General features: G+C 63.5%; 15 protein-coding genes. 5 read left to right on the plus strand and 10 right to left on the minus strand.

Translation table 11 applies throughout. The annotated features are described in order from the left end of the window. Window positions 1-134 precede the first annotated feature (134 nt). The 4 genes from GJR96_RS05830 to GJR96_RS05845 are packed head-to-tail and all read left to right on the plus strand — an operon-like array spanning window position 135 to window position 4,262. The gene (locus GJR96_RS05830; protein WP_151162073.1) at window positions 135-1,328 is read left to right on the plus strand and encodes an ABC transporter substrate-binding protein; all 1,194 of its coding nucleotides are present in this window, start codon (window positions 135-137) and stop codon (window positions 1,326-1,328) included. A gap of 2 nt (window positions 1,329-1,330) precedes the next feature. Further along, window positions 1,331-2,323, plus strand: coding sequence for an FAD-dependent oxidoreductase (locus GJR96_RS05835; protein WP_151162074.1), 993 nt, complete (start codon window positions 1,331-1,333; stop codon window positions 2,321-2,323). Then, entirely contained in the window at window positions 2,320-3,435 is a 1,116-nt protein-coding gene (locus GJR96_RS05840) for a FecCD family ABC transporter permease (RefSeq protein ID WP_394349478.1), read from the plus strand. The genes GJR96_RS05835 and GJR96_RS05840 overlap by 4 nt, the downstream gene beginning before the upstream one ends. Then, complete coding sequence (locus GJR96_RS05845; protein ID WP_151162075.1) at window positions 3,435-4,262, plus strand: ABC transporter ATP-binding protein; 828 nt, start codon at window positions 3,435-3,437, stop codon at window positions 4,260-4,262. Before GJR96_RS05840 ends, GJR96_RS05845 begins: the two co-directional genes overlap by 1 nt. 39 nt (window positions 4,263-4,301) lie before the next feature. Here the strand turns inward: GJR96_RS05845 and GJR96_RS05850 are convergent, their stop codons facing one another. From GJR96_RS05850 to GJR96_RS05895, 10 genes are all read right to left on the minus strand, one after another. After that, entirely contained in the window at window positions 4,302-4,775 is a 474-nt protein-coding gene (locus GJR96_RS05850; RefSeq protein WP_151162076.1) for an FKBP-type peptidyl-prolyl cis-trans isomerase, read from the minus strand. 74 nt (window positions 4,776-4,849) lie between these two features. After that, window positions 4,850-6,391 (minus strand): hypothetical protein, encoded by a 1,542-nt coding sequence (locus tag GJR96_RS05855; RefSeq protein ID WP_151162077.1) that lies wholly within the window; start codon window positions 6,389-6,391, stop codon window positions 4,850-4,852. Window positions 6,392-6,484: 93 nt separating this feature from the next. Further along, window positions 6,485-7,210, minus strand: coding sequence for a cytochrome C biogenesis protein (locus GJR96_RS05860; RefSeq protein ID WP_151162078.1), 726 nt, complete (start codon window positions 7,208-7,210; stop codon window positions 6,485-6,487). Beyond that, window positions 7,210-7,803 carry a TlpA family protein disulfide reductase gene (locus tag GJR96_RS05865; RefSeq protein WP_151162079.1) on the minus strand — a complete coding sequence of 198 codons (594 nt, stop codon included), beginning with the start codon at window positions 7,801-7,803 and terminating at the stop codon, window positions 7,210-7,212. The genes GJR96_RS05860 and GJR96_RS05865 overlap by 1 nt, the downstream gene beginning before the upstream one ends. 100 nt (window positions 7,804-7,903) lie before the next feature. Beyond that, window positions 7,904-8,584, minus strand: coding sequence for a ferredoxin Fer (gene fer / locus GJR96_RS05870; protein WP_151162080.1), 681 nt, complete (start codon window positions 8,582-8,584; stop codon window positions 7,904-7,906). An 86-nt stretch (window positions 8,585-8,670) separates the two neighbouring features. Beyond that, window positions 8,671-9,726, minus strand: coding sequence for a phosphate uptake regulator PhoU (locus GJR96_RS05875; protein WP_151162081.1), 1,056 nt, complete (start codon window positions 9,724-9,726; stop codon window positions 8,671-8,673). A gap of 114 nt (window positions 9,727-9,840) precedes the next feature. Next, on the minus strand, window positions 9,841-10,755 hold the full coding sequence (pstB, locus tag GJR96_RS05880) for a phosphate ABC transporter ATP-binding protein PstB (RefSeq protein ID WP_151162082.1): 915 nt from the start codon (window positions 10,753-10,755) through the stop codon (window positions 9,841-9,843). Between the two features lie 6 nt (window positions 10,756-10,761). After that, window positions 10,762-12,384 (minus strand): phosphate ABC transporter permease PstA, encoded by a 1,623-nt coding sequence (gene pstA / locus GJR96_RS05885; protein WP_151162083.1) that lies wholly within the window; start codon window positions 12,382-12,384, stop codon window positions 10,762-10,764. After that, complete coding sequence (gene pstC, locus GJR96_RS05890; RefSeq protein WP_151162084.1) at window positions 12,384-13,517, minus strand: phosphate ABC transporter permease subunit PstC; 1,134 nt, start codon at window positions 13,515-13,517, stop codon at window positions 12,384-12,386. Before pstC ends, pstA begins: the two co-directional genes overlap by 1 nt. Before the next feature lie 65 nt (window positions 13,518-13,582). Then, a complete protein-coding gene (locus GJR96_RS05895) occupies window positions 13,583-14,782 on the minus strand; it encodes a substrate-binding domain-containing protein (RefSeq protein ID WP_151162085.1) in 1,200 nt (399 codons plus the stop codon). 176 nt (window positions 14,783-14,958) lie between these two features. Between GJR96_RS05895 and GJR96_RS05900 the strand changes: the two genes are divergently transcribed. Beyond that, window positions 14,959-15,909 (plus strand): halo transducer protein, encoded by a 951-nt coding sequence (locus GJR96_RS05900; RefSeq protein ID WP_151162086.1) that lies wholly within the window; start codon window positions 14,959-14,961, stop codon window positions 15,907-15,909. Window positions 15,910-15,971: the final 62 nt, after the last annotated feature.

Below are 15,971 nucleotides of genomic sequence, written 5' to 3' on the forward strand. Positions count from 1 at the left end.
TCGTGACGACGAGACCACGCCGAGTCCCGACTGTCTCACTCGCACCCGACGTTCGACCCAATCCTTCACGAACAATATTTTAGGTGGGCCTAAACTTCGAAAGTGGTTTATCGGATTAGGTGTGCCTAAAACTCATGGACGAAGACGGAAATAGTTCGCGCAACTCGACGCGGCGGTCGATTCTCAAGGGCACCGGCGTCCTCGTCGCCGGTGGCCTGCTCGCCGGGTGTACCGGACAAAGCGGGCCTGACCAGACTGAGACGGCCACCACGACGGACGCAGAGACGGTGACTGAAACCGCGACTTCGACTGCGACGGAGACGACGGAGGCGAACGATTCGTACTCCGTCTCCATCGAACCCGTGGGCGACGTCGAATTCGACGCGGTTCCCGAGACGTGGGTCGCCAACAACGGTAGTTGGGCGGACATGGGCGTCGCACTCGGCCTCGAACCGCCGAAAGGCGTGTGGTTGACGAGTCGGTACCACACGCAGTATTACGACGCGATTCCGGGGCTGTCGGTGGACAAGAGCGACATGGTCTCGCTGTACCAAGACGGCGTCAGCAAGGAGTTGTTCTACGAACTCGACGCCGACGTACACGTCATGGACCCGAACTTCCTGATGAATCGGTTCAAGGGGTGGGAGCAGGCCGACGTGGACGAAGTCGACCAGAACGTCGGCCCGATGTTCGGGAACTGCATCTACGCCCAGCACTACCCGTGGCACGAAGACTACCGCTACTACACGCTCTACGAGGGGTTCGAGAAACTCGCACAGGTGTTCCAGCGCACCGACCGCTACGAGGCGTTCGTCTCGCTCCACGACGAGTTCCAGACGAACCTCGAATCGGTCGTTCCTGCCGAGGGTGAGCGTCCGTCTGCCGCCGTCCTCTGGGGCGTCGGCGACGAACCCGAGTCGTTCTACCCCTACATTATCGGTGGTGGGACCGGGTTCAAGCACCTCCGTGACCTCGGCGTGAACGACGCACTCGCCGACACCGACGTGAAGGACTTCCACGGCAGTCGCGCGGCAATCGACCTCGAAACGCTGCTCGAAGTCGACCCCGAGGTGCTCATGCTCCGCGGATACGAAGCGAAGACCCGCGACGAGTTCGAGAACACCGTCGTCTCCTCCCTGCAGAACCACGACACCGCGAGTGCCCTCACCGCGGTCCAGAACGACGACGTGTATCGCGCTGGCGGCCTCTATCAGGGGCCGATTACGAACTTCACCCTCACCCAGCGTACCGCCGAAGAACTGTACGGTGTCGAATCGCAACTCTACGACGCAGAACACGTGGCCGATATCGTGAACGGAGACATCTGACGATGGCCGACGGCCGGACAGACGGCGATGTCGAAACCTCCGACGTGGTCGTCGTCGGGGGCGGTCCATCGGGGTGTGCCGCGGCCGTGTTCACCGCCCGGTACGGCCTCGACACAGTCGTCTTCGACCGGGGCAACGCGGCGTTCCGTCGGTGCGCCTACTTGGAGAACTACCTCGGGTTCCCCGCCGGCATCGGCGTCGAGACGTTCACCTCGCTGATGCACGAACACGTCACAGAGGCCGGTGCGAACTACGTCGCCGACATGGTCGAATCGGTCGAACGAGTCGATGACGACGCCACCACGACCGACGCGGATACCGACGGTGCCGCTGGGTCCGGTGGCGACGGGTTCGTCGTCACCACCCAAGACGGTCGCCGGGTCGTCACCGAGTACGTCGTCGCCGCGGCGTGGTACGACGGCGACTACCTCCGTGGTCTCGACGACGACGACGCGATGTTCGAACGCCACGACCACCACGGCGAGTCTCACGAACACTTCGACTCGTCGTACCCCGACGACGATGGCCGGACCCCGGTCGAGGGGTTGTACGTCGCTGCTCCCTCCGGTAACCGAAACGCACAGGTCGGTATCGCCGCCGGGCAGGGCGCGCACGTCGCTCGGTGCTTGCTCGAAGACCACCGCCGCGAACAGAGGTTCCCCGAGGGCGTCCTCGCGGCGCACTACGATTGGCTTCGCCCCGAAAGCGAGTTCGCCGGCGAGTGGGCTGAGCGTGACCGCTGGCGCGAGTGGTTCGACGAGCAGGTTCCCGCTGACGCTGACATCGACGACGACCACCTCGCCGACCTCCGCGAGTCCTACATCGACCGGGCGTTTGAGACGCGGCGGACCGACGAGGAGATTGCCGCCGCCGAGTCTCACGGGATTCGACGCCTCGTGGAGACGATTGGGACAGGACGTGTCCTCGACGCTGTCTCCGACGAGGTGCTTTGCGACTATCTCGACGGGCGCGAACTCGGGGGTGCCGAGCAGTGAGTGAGGCGACCGACACCTCACAGGGTCGTGAGCCGATTACTGGGAGGTTCATCGAGTGGTTCGACGGGTCGCTCGCCGCGTTGTGTGTGGGGAGTCTCCTCGTCGTCGTCGCTGGTGGTCTCGTGCAGGTGACGTTCGGTACCTTCTCTATGACTATCGTCGAGGCGTGGCGGGCAGTCTTCGACCCAGCGGTCCTGCTGAATTCGCAGGCGTGGACCGCGTTCCTGCTCGGTGGCGACCTGCCGGAACTGAGTAAACAGACGCTCATCGTCTGGAACATCCGACTTCCGCGCGTGTTCGTCGCCATCTTCGTGGGGATGAACCTCGCCGTCTCCGGGGCCATCTTTCAGGCAGTCACGCGGAACGAACTCGCGAGTCCGTTCATCCTCGGTGTGTCCTCCGGTGCGGGACTCGCGATTCTCCTCACACTGGTGGTCTTCTCGGGACTGTCGACGTTCTTGCCACTCGTCGCCTCCGTGGGTGGGGCAGTCGCGTTCCTCACCGTCTACGCCATCGCGTGGAAGAACGGCACGTCCCCCGTCAGACTCGTCCTCGCGGGCGTCATCGTCGGGACGGTGTTCGGGAGTCTCCAGACGGCGCTGTTCTTCTTCGCCGACGACATCGGCGTCGTCCAGAGTGCAATCGCGTGGACGACTGGGTCACTGACGGGGACCGACTGGGAGCAAGTCCGGATGGCTCTCCCGTGGACTGTCGTGGCGATGCTGCTCGCACTGGTCAGTTCGCGGCAGTTGAACGTCCTCCTCCTCGGCGAGAACACGGCGAGTTCGCTCGGCATGAACGTCGAGAAGGTCCGATTCGCACTCTCCGGCGTCGCTGTCCTCGCTGCCGCGGCGAGCATCGCCGTCGCCGGTATCGTCGGATTCGTCGGCCTCATCGTGCCGCACATGGTCCGCAACATCGTCGGCAGCGAGTACAAGAAACTCGTCGTCGGGTGTCTCTTCGCCGGTCCGGCACTGATGGTCGCCGCCGACGTTGGTGCCCGCCTCGCGTTGCGTCCGGCCCAGATTCCCGTCGGCATCGTCACCGGTCTCCTCGGCGGCCCGTACTTCCTCTACTTGATGCGCAAACAGGACCAGATGGGTGATATCTGATGGGCGACGAACGAACACCCTCGACCGGTTCACCAACGGCGAGCGAACTCGTCGGAGAGAACCTCGCCATCGGCTACCCGACTACCGACGAACCGGTCGTCGAGTGCGAGAACGTCGTCATCCCGGCGGGAGAGGTGACGGCACTCGTCGGCCCGAACGGGAGTGGCAAGAGTACGTTGCTGAAGACGATGGCGAACCAGCACGACGCCGAGTTCGGGCGAGTCCTCGTCGATGGACAGCGAATCCAGTCGTTCGACTCGAAGGAACTCGCCAGACGGGTTGGACTCCTCTCACAGGAGAACGAATCACCCGCGAGTCTCACCGTCGAAGACCTCGTCTCGCACGGTCGGTACCCTCACCGGGGCTTCTTCGATTCGCTCACTGACGAGGACCGAGTGGCTATCGACCGGGCCATCGAGTTAGCGGGCGTCGAAGAAATCCGAACGCAGGCGGTCGGAAACCTCAGCGGCGGCCAGAAGCAACTCGCGTGGATTGCGATGGTCCTCGCACAGGACACCGACGTGTTGTTGCTCGACGAACCGACCACGTACCTCGATTTGCACCACCAACTTCGCGTGATGGAAGTCGTCCGAACCCTCAACCGCGAAGAAGAGATTACAATCGGTATCGTGCTCCACGACATCGGGCAGGCGGCGCGGTTCGCGGACAACCTCATCGCCATGAAAGACGGTGAACCGTACGACTGGGGACCGCCGAAAGAAGTCGTCACCGAGGACCTGTTAGCCGACGTCTTCCGCGTCGATGCCGACGTAGACAGCGAGAGCGACACTGGCCCCCACATCGCACCGCACCGCGCACTCGACTGAGTGGTCGCAGGGTGACGAGTGAGCGGCGGCGGCGCCGACTCACTCCACGGCGACGATTTCGATGTCGAACACCAGCGTCTTGCCGGCGAGTTCGTGGTTAAAATCGACTTCTACGGCGTCTTCACGGACGGCAGTCACGTCGCCGTGGAGGCCGTTTTCGGCGTGGACGTGGAGGCCGACTTCGGGTTCCTGTCCGACCATCCCTTCGAACGTCTCGGGGTCGTACGTCCGCACGCGGTTCTCGTCGAACTCGCCGTAGCCTTTCTCCGGCGGCACCGTCACAGTCGCCTCCTCTCCGTCCGTCATCCCGACGACTGCCTCGTCGAGTCCGGGGAGTATCTCGTCGGCACCGACGACGAACGACTGGGGCGCGTAGTCGTCTCGGCCGCGTTCCTGTGCGTCGAAGAGGCCGTGTTCGACTGCCACGTCGTAGCGGGACGTGTTGAAGACGGTTCCGTCCTCGAAGCGCCCGACGTACGCGATGGCGACGCGGTCACCCGACTCGATTGCCATATCGACACGTCGGGAACAGACCCGGATAAATATCATCATCGGCGCGACTGACAGGGGACGACTGCGACCGCTCTTCAGACCCGAATCGACGGGGGTTTGTCGTCACCAGTCTCGTTCGTGTCGCCGTCCGTCTCGTTCAGTGTGACCCACGAGGGGCGACTCACGGTGGTCGAATCGAGGTTCCCGTAGGTCCACTCGAACTGGACGCGGTAGACGCCGGCATCCGAGACGAGTGCGTAGGTCACTTTCGCCGCCGAGACGAATCCCTCGTCGTCGACGTAGGCGACGAATCGGTAGTCCTGTACGGGTGCGACGCCGCCTATCGACGGTCGCTGTTCGCCTACGATGCGGTAGTACGTCGTGTTCCCCTCGCGGACCTTCCCGGTCACGTTCGTCGTCCGCGTCGCGAGGTACTGGCGGACGAGGCCACGGTTCAGTTCTCGTGGTTCGAACTGCACCGGCGGGGACGTGGAGTTGTCCGCGACACGGCGCGTCTGTTCGCGCCCATCTTCGAGTTCGGTCACGTACCAGTCGTTCCCGTCGTAGTACACGGTCCGCAAGCGGGCCTGATTGCGACCCGCTTCGACGTTCTCGACGATGAGGTACGTCTCCCCCGAGACGGTCACGTCGGTGTCGTACTGGATGCGACTGGAGTTCGCCCCGACGTCTCGCGGTTGGTAGGTGTCTAACCACAGCGTGTAGGACCGATTCGAGAGGACCGCGTCGTGTGCGTCGCCGAGTGCGGTCAGGTTCGTGATGCCGGTCGCTGTGACGCCCGGGACGGAGTTCAGGTCGCCGTCGGCGAGGGGTTCGAGGTCGGCACGAGTGGGTTCACCGTCGAACGGTGCGGTCGCCGCTCGTGGGTCGGCTATCGAAGTTGTCGCGCCGGGTGTCGGCGTCGGTGTCGATTGCACCGGTTGTTCGTACGGTTCGACTGTCGGTTGTCCGCCAGCGGTCTGAGACGGGCCGGTTGCCGCCCCAGTACCCGATTGCGCCCCCCACTCGACCGGCGACGAGACGAGGCCAGCATTCACCGCGCCGCCGCTCAACACGAGTACGAGTACCACGAGTACAGTGACACCACGGGCCGTGGGGCGACTCGCGTGGGCGACTCGCTGGCTTCCTCGAGCGACCTTCCAGCGCATCCGCGTCCGAAGTGGCGGACGGAGGCCGTCGATGGGGGCACCGAAATACCGGACAGCGAGGCGGTTCGCGTCCACTCGGCCGAGTCCGTACAGGAGCATCTCGACGAAGGCCACCGAATCGACGTGTCGAGCGCCGTGGGCAGACGAAAGCGTGTTTCCGAGGCGGTCGCTCCCGAGTGAGACGACCACGTCGATGGATGGTCGCCCATCGAGGCCGGCTGCTCCGCGGTCACCACCGAGTCTCGCAGAGATGCCCCTCATCGAACGTCCCACGTCCCACCACCGACCACAGACCGGGAGGATGACCTGTGTACGGCCACCTTTCGTCGCGGAGACGACCGTTCCGTCGGTGTCCGTCTCGAACCCGCGAGCGCTCCACACCTCGGCGACGAACGCGAGACACGCCTGTGAATCGAGGCGTGCGAAGTGCGATGAGAGTATCGCCTGCTGGCGTGCCCGGCCGCCGGTCATGAGTCTCTGGGTGTCCCCATGGACCGAACCGAAATAGGCGCTTCTGCGCGCGAAATGACCTGTTCGACGCGCATCTGGTCGGCCGCTACCGGGTCATTCGAGCGTCGCATCGAAGATGGCTTCGACCTGACTCGCGACGCCGAGGACGTCGAAGACGACGACGAGGTAGTAGACGCTGACGACGAGCATGACGGCCCCCGTGACGCGATTGATGCTCGTGGTGTGGCGCGCGAACCAGCGCGTGACCTGTCTGCTGTACCGTTCCGAGACGAGTGCGAAGGCGAGCAACGGCGCACCGATACCGAGGCCGAACGCCAAGAACCCCAGTAGACTCTCTGCCGCCGTGTCGAACAGGACGGGAACGCGGGCGAAAAAGAGGGCGATGAATCCCGGGTTGCACGGCAAGACGATAGCGCCGAAGAAGAACCCGTAGGAGAACGCCGAGAGTGCGGGGTGTCGAGTCTCCGGTGGTTCGAGCGTCGGGATGCGAGCGAACACCTTCGCGTCCGCGAGGAGTGCGAGACTCACCACGAACAGAACGCCGAACGCGAGTGGCGAGACGATTTCGACGACGGCGGTGAGCGAGATTTCGAGGAGGAGCGAGAAGACGACGCCCACGACGAGCATGAACGAGACGGCACCGACCGTGACCAACGCGCCGAGGGCGGCGATTGGGAGGCCACCGTCACCATCGCCGTGCGAACTCTGTCGGGCGAGATACGCGAGAAAACCGGGATACAGCGGCAGGGCACACGCTGCGGTCAGCGGCGTCCCGACGCCGAGAACGAAGAGTTCGAACAGGCGTGGCGCGAGGTCCATCAACACTCGGCGACTCGTTCGCGGAGGTAGTCGGTGGATTTGAACCCGTCTTTGATTCGCGTCGCCGTGCCGTCGGGGCAGACGCGGAGCATCGGGACAGTCGGCGCACTGGCCATCGACGACCCGAACTCGTCGGTGAGGCTCTTGGTCACCGACTCCGGCGAGAGTGCGTACCGCCAGTCGAACCCGTGGCGTTCGGCGTGTTCGCGAACCTTCTCCGCGTCTTCGTTCGGGTCGATGTCGAGGGCGACGGTGACGACGTCGTCACCCACGGCGTCGTGGAAATTTATCATCTCCTTTTGTTGACGCAGGCAGTTCGAACACCACACTGCGAACGTCTCGACGAAGACGGGTCTGTCTACGAGTTCCTCGATGGTGAACACCTCTCCCGACCGAACGTCGGTGAGTTCTGTCGTGTACCAGAGGCGGTCGCCGCCCGATTCGTCGGTTCCTTCTGTACCGGCACCGCCGCTACCCATCTCACCACCTGTTCCACCGCCGCCCATCTGTCCGCCTCCGAGACACCCCGCGAGGCCGACACTGCCCGCACCGGCGAGACGGAGGAACCCTCGCCGAGTCTGTCTATTAGTCATGTCGTTGTAAGGAATCCATCGAAGCTTAACTGGGCCGCGGTTGGGCGATGCCTCGCACAACCGGCCGATGGACGGGAATCTGCGACCTCTCGCTGTGTGCTCAGTCACTCGGGCGGACGCGCCGTGCCTGCTGTGACGGCAACCTGAGTTCGTCCAGTCCGGGGAGATGTTCGATGTTGTAGACGACTTTGACTTCGTCCGTCGTCGGTACGCTGATACACGAGAGTCTGATACCGAAGTCCATCATCTCCGACGAGAGGATGTGGTTCGCCGGCATCTCCATGTCACCTTCGACGACGGCGACGGCGCAGTTCGCACAGGCACCGCCACGGCACGCGTACGGCCAGTTGTGTCCGTCTGCTTCGGCGGCCTTCAGGAGACACGTTCGCGGTTCGACCACGACTGTTCCGTACGACTCGGCGTCGAGTCCGGCGGCGGCCGCCTTCTCGAAGAGGTCCTCGTCGGTGAGTTCCCACGAGTGTTCGTCGAGCACGTCGTAGTCGAGATATTCGACGCGGGTTCCATCTGGTTCTGCGTCCGACTCGGCGTCGTCCTCACCCGCGTCGCCCGGCCGGTCACTCTCGTCGGCGCGTGCGATATCTCTCTCACCGAGTGAGTATCCTGTCCGTATCTCTTCGTACGCCGCCCGGACTCGTTGGAACTCGTCTGCAGACCCGCCGTGGTCGGGGTGCGCTTCTTTCACCCGTTGGCGATACGCTTCGATAACGTCCGCTTCGTCTGCATCCGGGGTGATATGGAGGATGTCGAACGGGGTGTCCACACTCGGGCTAGTAGGAATTCGAGAGCATAAATCCACGGCCACCGGTGGTCTCCGTGGGGATTTCTCGGTCGGCGCGTACTGGAAACTTAGACGCTCGACGCTCGGCCGCCCGCCCCCGGCATCTCTTCGTCGATGCCGGTGTCGTCCAGGTCGCCGCGGTGGACTGCCGTCCGAAGGCCAACCTCCGCGATGTTAGTGGCGTGTTCGGCCGTGCGGCGGAGTGCGTGGAGGGCGTGGACGTATCGATAGTCCCCACCGTGTTCTTCGACCACCCGTCGTTCGAGCGAGTCGAGTCGGTCACAGACTCGGTCTCTCACGTGGAGCACCTCTCGTGCAGTGTCGGCACTCGCGCCGTCGAAGACGATATCGACCGCCGACTCGACAGCGTCGTGCGTCTCTTCTGCGATGTCCGCAACCTCGTCGCGAACCGGTTCTGGAACGGGGTCGTCTACCGTCGCCGCAATCTCGCCGATGCGTTCGGCGTGGTCTGCGATGCGTTCTAACTCTCTGGCAGTCTCGTGGAGGTGGAGCAACTCTTCTCGTGTCTCGCCGAGGGCGTCGATTTCGTCGAGGCGTTCGATGCCACGGCCATAGTGTCGTTCGACCATCGCGTACAGTCTGTCTGCTCTGTCGTCGCGGCCCATCATCTCTCCCGGTGACCTGCCGTCGACGAGTGCAGCAGTCGCATCGCGGTGCATAGACAACGAGACGAATCGCAGTTGCCGAACCGACTGGCGAATCGAGACTTCGTTCGCGTCGAGGACGTTCCGAACGACAATCTGCGTGTCCGACGCTTCGGTGATTGTCACACCGACCAGATTCCGGACGACCCGTCGTGCGGTCTGTCGCTGGTCCGGCGTCGCTCCGCCGTCGAACTCGAGGGCCACCTCTCTCGGCCCGGCAGCGTACGCCGCCCGGAGAACCTGTTCGAGGTGGCCGGGGTCGGCGTCCGCCGGTCGAAGCGTCACCCGTTCTATCGGGTCACTGCCGCCCTCCGGCGGTTGGATGACGAGGACACCGTCGATGTGTGTGTGCAGGTCGACGACCGTTCCAGTGGTTATCCCTTCCGCGTTCGCCCAATCTTTGGGGAGTGAAACTGTGAACGTCCCGTTACTGACCTGCTGGATTTTCCGTGTGTCCATGTGTTTGGTTGTGTCTGTGGTCGTGTCGGCGGTGTGCGGGGTATTGCCACCGACGTGTCGTCTGCCGTCCGTTGCACCCTGGGGTTCAGCCGGATACTCGACGGTCGCCCCCGGTTACCCGAACTTGCCGCTTATGTAGTCTTCGACGCGCTGACTCTCCGGGTCTTCGAATATCTGGTCTGTGTCACCGTACTCGACGAGTTCGCCACCCGTCAGGAACACGGCGGTCTGGTCGGAGATGCGGGCCGCCTGCTGCATGTTGTGGGTGACGATGACGACGGTGTAGTCCTCGGAGAGTTCGTGGACGAGGTCCTCGATTTTCGACGTCGCAATCGGGTCGAGTGCCGATGCCGGTTCGTCCATCAGGATGACTTCGGGGTCCGTCGCCAGCGCACGGGCGATACAGAGACGCTGTTGTTGCCCGCCGGAGAGGCCCAGTGCGTTGTCGTCGAGACGGTCTTCGACTTCGTCCCAGAGGGCGGCCTGACTGAGCGACCGTTCGACCAACTCGTCGACTTCCTCCTCGTCACTGCGACCCAGCAGGCTCGAGAGGAACCCTGTCTCGAGGTCTCCGTGCTTTCGGGGGCCATACGAGATGTTGTCGCGGATGGACTTCGGGAACGGATTCGGCGACTGGAACACCATCCCGACGCGTTTACGGAGTTCGACGAGGTTGACGCCGTCCTGGTATATCTCTTCGCCGTCGAGTTCGACGGACCCGTCGATGCGCGCGGCGCTGATGCGGTCGTTCATCCGGTTGAGACACCGGAGGAACGTCGACTTCCCACACCCGGACGGACCGATGAGGGCGGTGACACTGTTTTCGGGAATCTCCATCGAGACGCCCTTCAGTGCGTGGTCGTCGCCGTAGTACACGTCGAGGTCCTCGACGCTGAACTTGGCTTGTCCCTCGAACTCGTAGTCGGTCCACTCGTCTTGGGTCCGCTCTCGTGTCTCACCAGCCGTGACTTCGAGTGGCTGGTCGGTACGCTTCGTCTCGTCTTCTGTCGTCTGTGAGGTCTTACTCATGGATGTTCACTCGTGCTGCAGTTTCCGCCGGAAGTAGTACCGGGTGGCAATACCGACTGCGTAGAAGCTCAGAACGACGACGAGCAAGATGAGGGCCGTCGCCCACCGGAACTGCTCGATGTCCGCGATGTTCGACGACTGCCCGACGCCTGCGGTGATGAGCGAGTAGAGTTGATACGGGAGGGCCGACGTCGCCTGGAGGAGTTCGGGATTCGAGACGAACGGCGGCGAGGACGTGAAGCTGAATCCGCCGATGACGTCCACCGTCTGACTGCCTGGGGGTGCGACGCTCCCGGACATCGTCAGCAGGATGGGTGCCGTCTCACCGGCGATACGGCCGACACCGAGGATGATCCCCGTGACGATTCCGGGGAGCGATGCGGGGAGGACCACACTTCGAATCGTCTGCCACTTCGTGACGCCGAGTGCTGCACTCGCGTCGCGGTACTCGTCAGGCACTGACAGCATCGCCTCACGACTGGTGATGACGACCAGCGGAAGGAGCATGAACCCGAGCGTGAGCATGCCTGCGAGGAGCGACTTCCCGTTTCCGAGACGCGGAACGAGGAACGCCAGTCCGAACAGGCCGAAGACGATACTCGGGGTACTCCAGAGACCGTTCGTGGCGATTTCGACGACCTGCGTGAAGCGCCCACGGTCGGCGTACTCGGTGATGAACACTGCCGCGCCGACACCGAGCGGAACGGCGAAGATGACGGCGCCGATGACGAGCCAGATGGTCCCCACGATAGCCGGGAGGACACCGTTGACGTCGTTGAGAAGTGCGACACCGTTCATCACGAAGGGCCACGCGAACGGCCACGCGAAGGTGAAGCCGAAGAGCGTCGTCTCCGGTCCGGAACCGAGGCCGAAGGTGAGGCCGTTGAACAGGCCCGGAAGACCCTTGAACACGGTGAACGCGACGAGGAGGAACAACACGGCGATGATGGAGAGCGCGTTCAGGTAGACGAGGAGGTACGCGCCGACGTGTCGGCCGCGTGCCCCGAAGCCACCGTACGCTTTCGCGGACGCCCAACTGACGAGGAGCGAACTGAACGCCGTTATCACCGGAATCGAGAACTCGGCGTTGAACGATGCCTGCTGTTCCCACCCGAGGTCCCACACCCACGACGGGCCGATAACGCCCGTGAGGAAGACCACGCCGACGAACACTGCAAAGACGCCGACGGGGAGCGTCGACCCGACGTCTTCGCGCGGGAGTGCGGTCCCGGCGAACGCGAGGCCACCGGTCACGAACGCGACAGCGACCCACCCGACGGTGCCGAGTCCGAAGGTCTGAGAGGCGACGAGTCCGCCAACGGCGAACCAGATGCACGAGAAGGCAATCGACGCGACCAACCCTGCGGACGGTCGGGGGTCCGTCGCGACGTAGCCGAACCGCGACCCGAGACCGAATCCGACCACACTGAGGCCCAACAGGGCCAACAGCGCACCGAGCAGTGCGACCATCGGGACACCCGCGATAGGGTCGGTAATGCTCAGGAGTTCGAACATCGAACCGAGCGAGAGGCCGAACAGGACTGCGGCGATGCCGACGACACCTGCGGCGACTGCCTCGGTCCCGGACGTGTCTTCACTGACGAGTGAGGACTCGACTGCGCCCGCCATTATTCGGCACCCCCAAGCTTCTGCTGCATGCGCGCTTCGATGTACTGCGAGCCGATGCTGAGGAACAGCACCGTGATGAACAGGATGACGCCCGCGACGAACAGCGCGGACATCTGCAGACCGTCGGCGTCACCGTAGTTCGCGGCGATGAGCGAGGTCAGCGTGTCGTTCCCGTAGAACACGTTGTACAGCGGTTTGGTGAGCCCCGGACTGCCTCGGAGCATCACCGTCGCGGCCATCGTCTCACCGATGGCGCGCCCGACGCCGAGCAAGACGGCCGCCGACACGCCGGAGAACGCCGCCGGCAGCGTGATGGAGGTCATCGTCTGCCAATCGGTCGTCCCGAGCGCGAGCGACCCGCTCTTCATCGATTCGGGGACGCTGTTGAGCGCGTCTTCTGCGACCGAAACCACGGTCGGAAGCGCCATCAGGCCGACGACGACACCGACGAACAGGTACGTCCCCTGCCCGACGATGTCGAACTGGTCGGAGGCCCACGGGCTGAGGATGGTAAAGCCGATGAACCCGTAGACGATGGAGGGAATTCCGGCCAGAATCTCGACGCCGGGTTTGACGAGTTCGCGGACTGTCCGCGGTGCGATTTCGCTGAGGAACAGTGCGGCAGCGACCCCGAGCGGTGCGGCCACGGCCGTCGCGATAATCGTCACGAGGACCGTCCCGTGAATCATCGGGACCATCGAGTACCGAAGCGGCGGCGTCACCGGACTCCACCGCGCTTCGATGAAGAGGCGGAGCCCTGGGAGTGGAATCCCGAAGACGGTCACCGTGGCGTATTCGACTGTCGGCCACGCCTCGACGAAGATGAACACGAGGATGAGCCCGAGTATCAGGATGGTCGAGATGGTGGTCGTCAGTGTCAACACGCGTGCGGTCAGTTCTTGATGCCGGAACCAGCCGTACCCGGACGCGACGAGGAACACCACGAACGGGATGGCTGTCAGCGACGAGACGGTCAAGAAGCCGACGAACGCGGCGAGGAGTGCGACTGCCGCGACAGTGACCGTGACGAGCGCTTCCGGTTCAGTCTCGTCGACGAAGTCACGGCCCCGCTGAACCTCCCGCCGTGCCGCAGCTCGAAGGCCGCCGCCGTCGTTGTCTGAAAGAGTGGTCATGGTTGGTACGTATGAGTGTGAAAGAAACGGAGTTTCAGGCTTGATACAGCGTTACGTGACGCGTCTTAGGCCTGGTCGGGGAGCTTGGCTGCCTCGGACTCGATGTCCTTCGTCGGGAGTGGGATGTAGTTGTTGTCCTCGACGAAGAGCTTCTGACCGAACGTGGTCAGGAACATGTTGATGAACGCTGCTTCGCGCATGTCCGTCCCGCTCGGGGTGTCCTCCGTGATGGTCGTGTACTGGTGGAGGTCACGGTTGAGTGGGTACGCGCTGTCGAAGATGGTGTTCTCGGCGTCCTTGTCGGGTTCGAAGAGCGTGCCGTCGAACTCGATACCGATTGGCTTGACCTGCGGTCCCGTGAATGCGAGTGCCATGTACGCGATGGCACCTTCGTTCTGCTGGACGACGGTCTTGACCTGCTGGTTCTGACCCTTACGGGTGTCGACACCGGGCATCGCGGCCTCGGCGTCACCGAGCATGTTGAGACGGAACGCGGTGTCCGTACCGGACCCTTCCGCACGGCCGACCACGTAAATCTCCTTGTCCGGGCCGCCGACGTCGCTCCAGTTCGTGATTTCGTCCTGGTAGATTTTCTTGACTTCCTCGCCGGTGAGTTCCGTGACGCCTGCGTCGAAGACGTCCTTCGAGACGACGACGGGCTGGCCGTCGCGGCCGAGGACGTGGTCGACGTACTTCTCGTCACGCTCGGCTTCGCTGATGCCGAGTTCGGCCGTGATAGGGCCGGAGGAGTTACCAATGTCGACGAGGCCGTCGCGGACGGACTTACATCCCGTCCCGGAGTGGCTCAGACCGATAGACGTCGCGAACGGCGGGTTCGCCTGCGTCTCGGTCGGCTCGAAGCCGTAGAGGGACGCGAAGTAGTCGGCGAGGCGCATGTCGCCTGCGTCGAGTTCGTCCCAGCCGGGGACGGTCCCTTCGGAGCTCGAACCCCAGTACTCACCGTCGCTCGCCGGTGCGTTGGAGTTCCAGTACGAACTCCCCTTGTTCGCGATGGGGTAGACCGTCGAGGAACCCTCGGCGGTGAGCATCTCCGGCTGGGAGTTCCCGCCCTCGCTCGAGGCTTCGGTGGTCTCTTCCGGAGCTTCGGTCTGCGCTTCAGTCTGAGCCTCAGTCTCTTCGGATTCGTCGCCCGAACCCGACCCACCCGTACAGCCAGCGAGGCCGGCCAGTCCGGCAACACCGGAGGAGACGAGGAATTTCCGACGTGATACGCTCTCTGTCAACGCTTTGGAGTCACGCGCCATCAACTGACCAGACCCGTGATATAATAAAATGCGTTTATAATACTACTCTGGTTCGCTCAGATTCACGGGTATTGATACCTCTCTCGCAGTATTGCTACCCTCTGGACATATTGCTATATTCCACTATATATCCACAAACCGACAAAATGTATACGCCGGAGTCTCGTGACTTCGACATGGACCAACCGGACAGTCAGCACGCCCCCGACAGCGTCGTCGGCATGTCGAAAGGCGACGCGACGGACGCCCTCGTGGCCGCAGACGACTCGCGCGACCCCGAGTTCGTGGAGGCGATTCTCGGCCACGTCACTGACGACGGCGTCGTGACGGAGGACGCAATCGACGAGACAGTAGCCGACGCATCGATGGTCCTCTCGACGGCCGAGACGCGCGTCGAACTCGCACAGCAGGCGCTCGAAGACGCGACAGCGACGGCGAAGGACGTCTCGGGCGTCGATACTGTTCGGTCTCGTCTCGACACGTTCGAGTCGACGGTTTCGGCGCTCGATGCGCACGTGACCGACCTCGGTGCTTCGATTCAGTCGCTCTCCGGGTGGCGAAACGGCGACGGTGACCTCTACGGCCTCGTGACTGGCCTCCGGGACGTCACCTCCGAGGCGCAGACCGTCACGCGCGTCGCGGACGACACGCAGTTGGACCTCGAACAGTTCGAGCGGTGGGTCTCCTCGCACGACTGGCGTCGCGACGAACTCGACGCCGACGTCGACGCACTCGAGCAGTCGCTCGACGACCTTGCGTGCACGTGCGAGGAACTATCGACCACAGACGACGGGCGACTGTGGTTCGACGCGATGCTTCGTCGCCACGTCGTCTCACTGCTGGTCGCTGACGTGCGAGCGGAACTCGCCGACCTCCGCGAACTCGCAGACCGGAATGATGTCGACGCCGACGGACTCGACGAGATAGCAGACCGACTCGACGAACTCGACGACCGGACGACGACGCTCGGCGACGAACTCGACTCGCTCGCGCAGGCGACGTGGCAAGCCCAATTCGAGGACCGACTGACGTCGTTCCGCGAGGGCTTGGACGAGTTCGAACCACCGGTCTCGTGGGGTGACGTACAATCGGAACTCGAACAGCGCCGTCCCGACGTGGGACAGTAACGGACTGCATTCCGTTCGCGTCCCTCCCTCCTACACACGAAGACGAGTTCGTGACCCGAGCC

The organism is Haloferax litoreum (genome assembly GCF_009674605.1).
In the GTDB taxonomy this organism is placed as follows: Archaea; Halobacteriota; Halobacteria; order Halobacteriales; family Haloferacaceae; genus Haloferax; species Haloferax litoreum.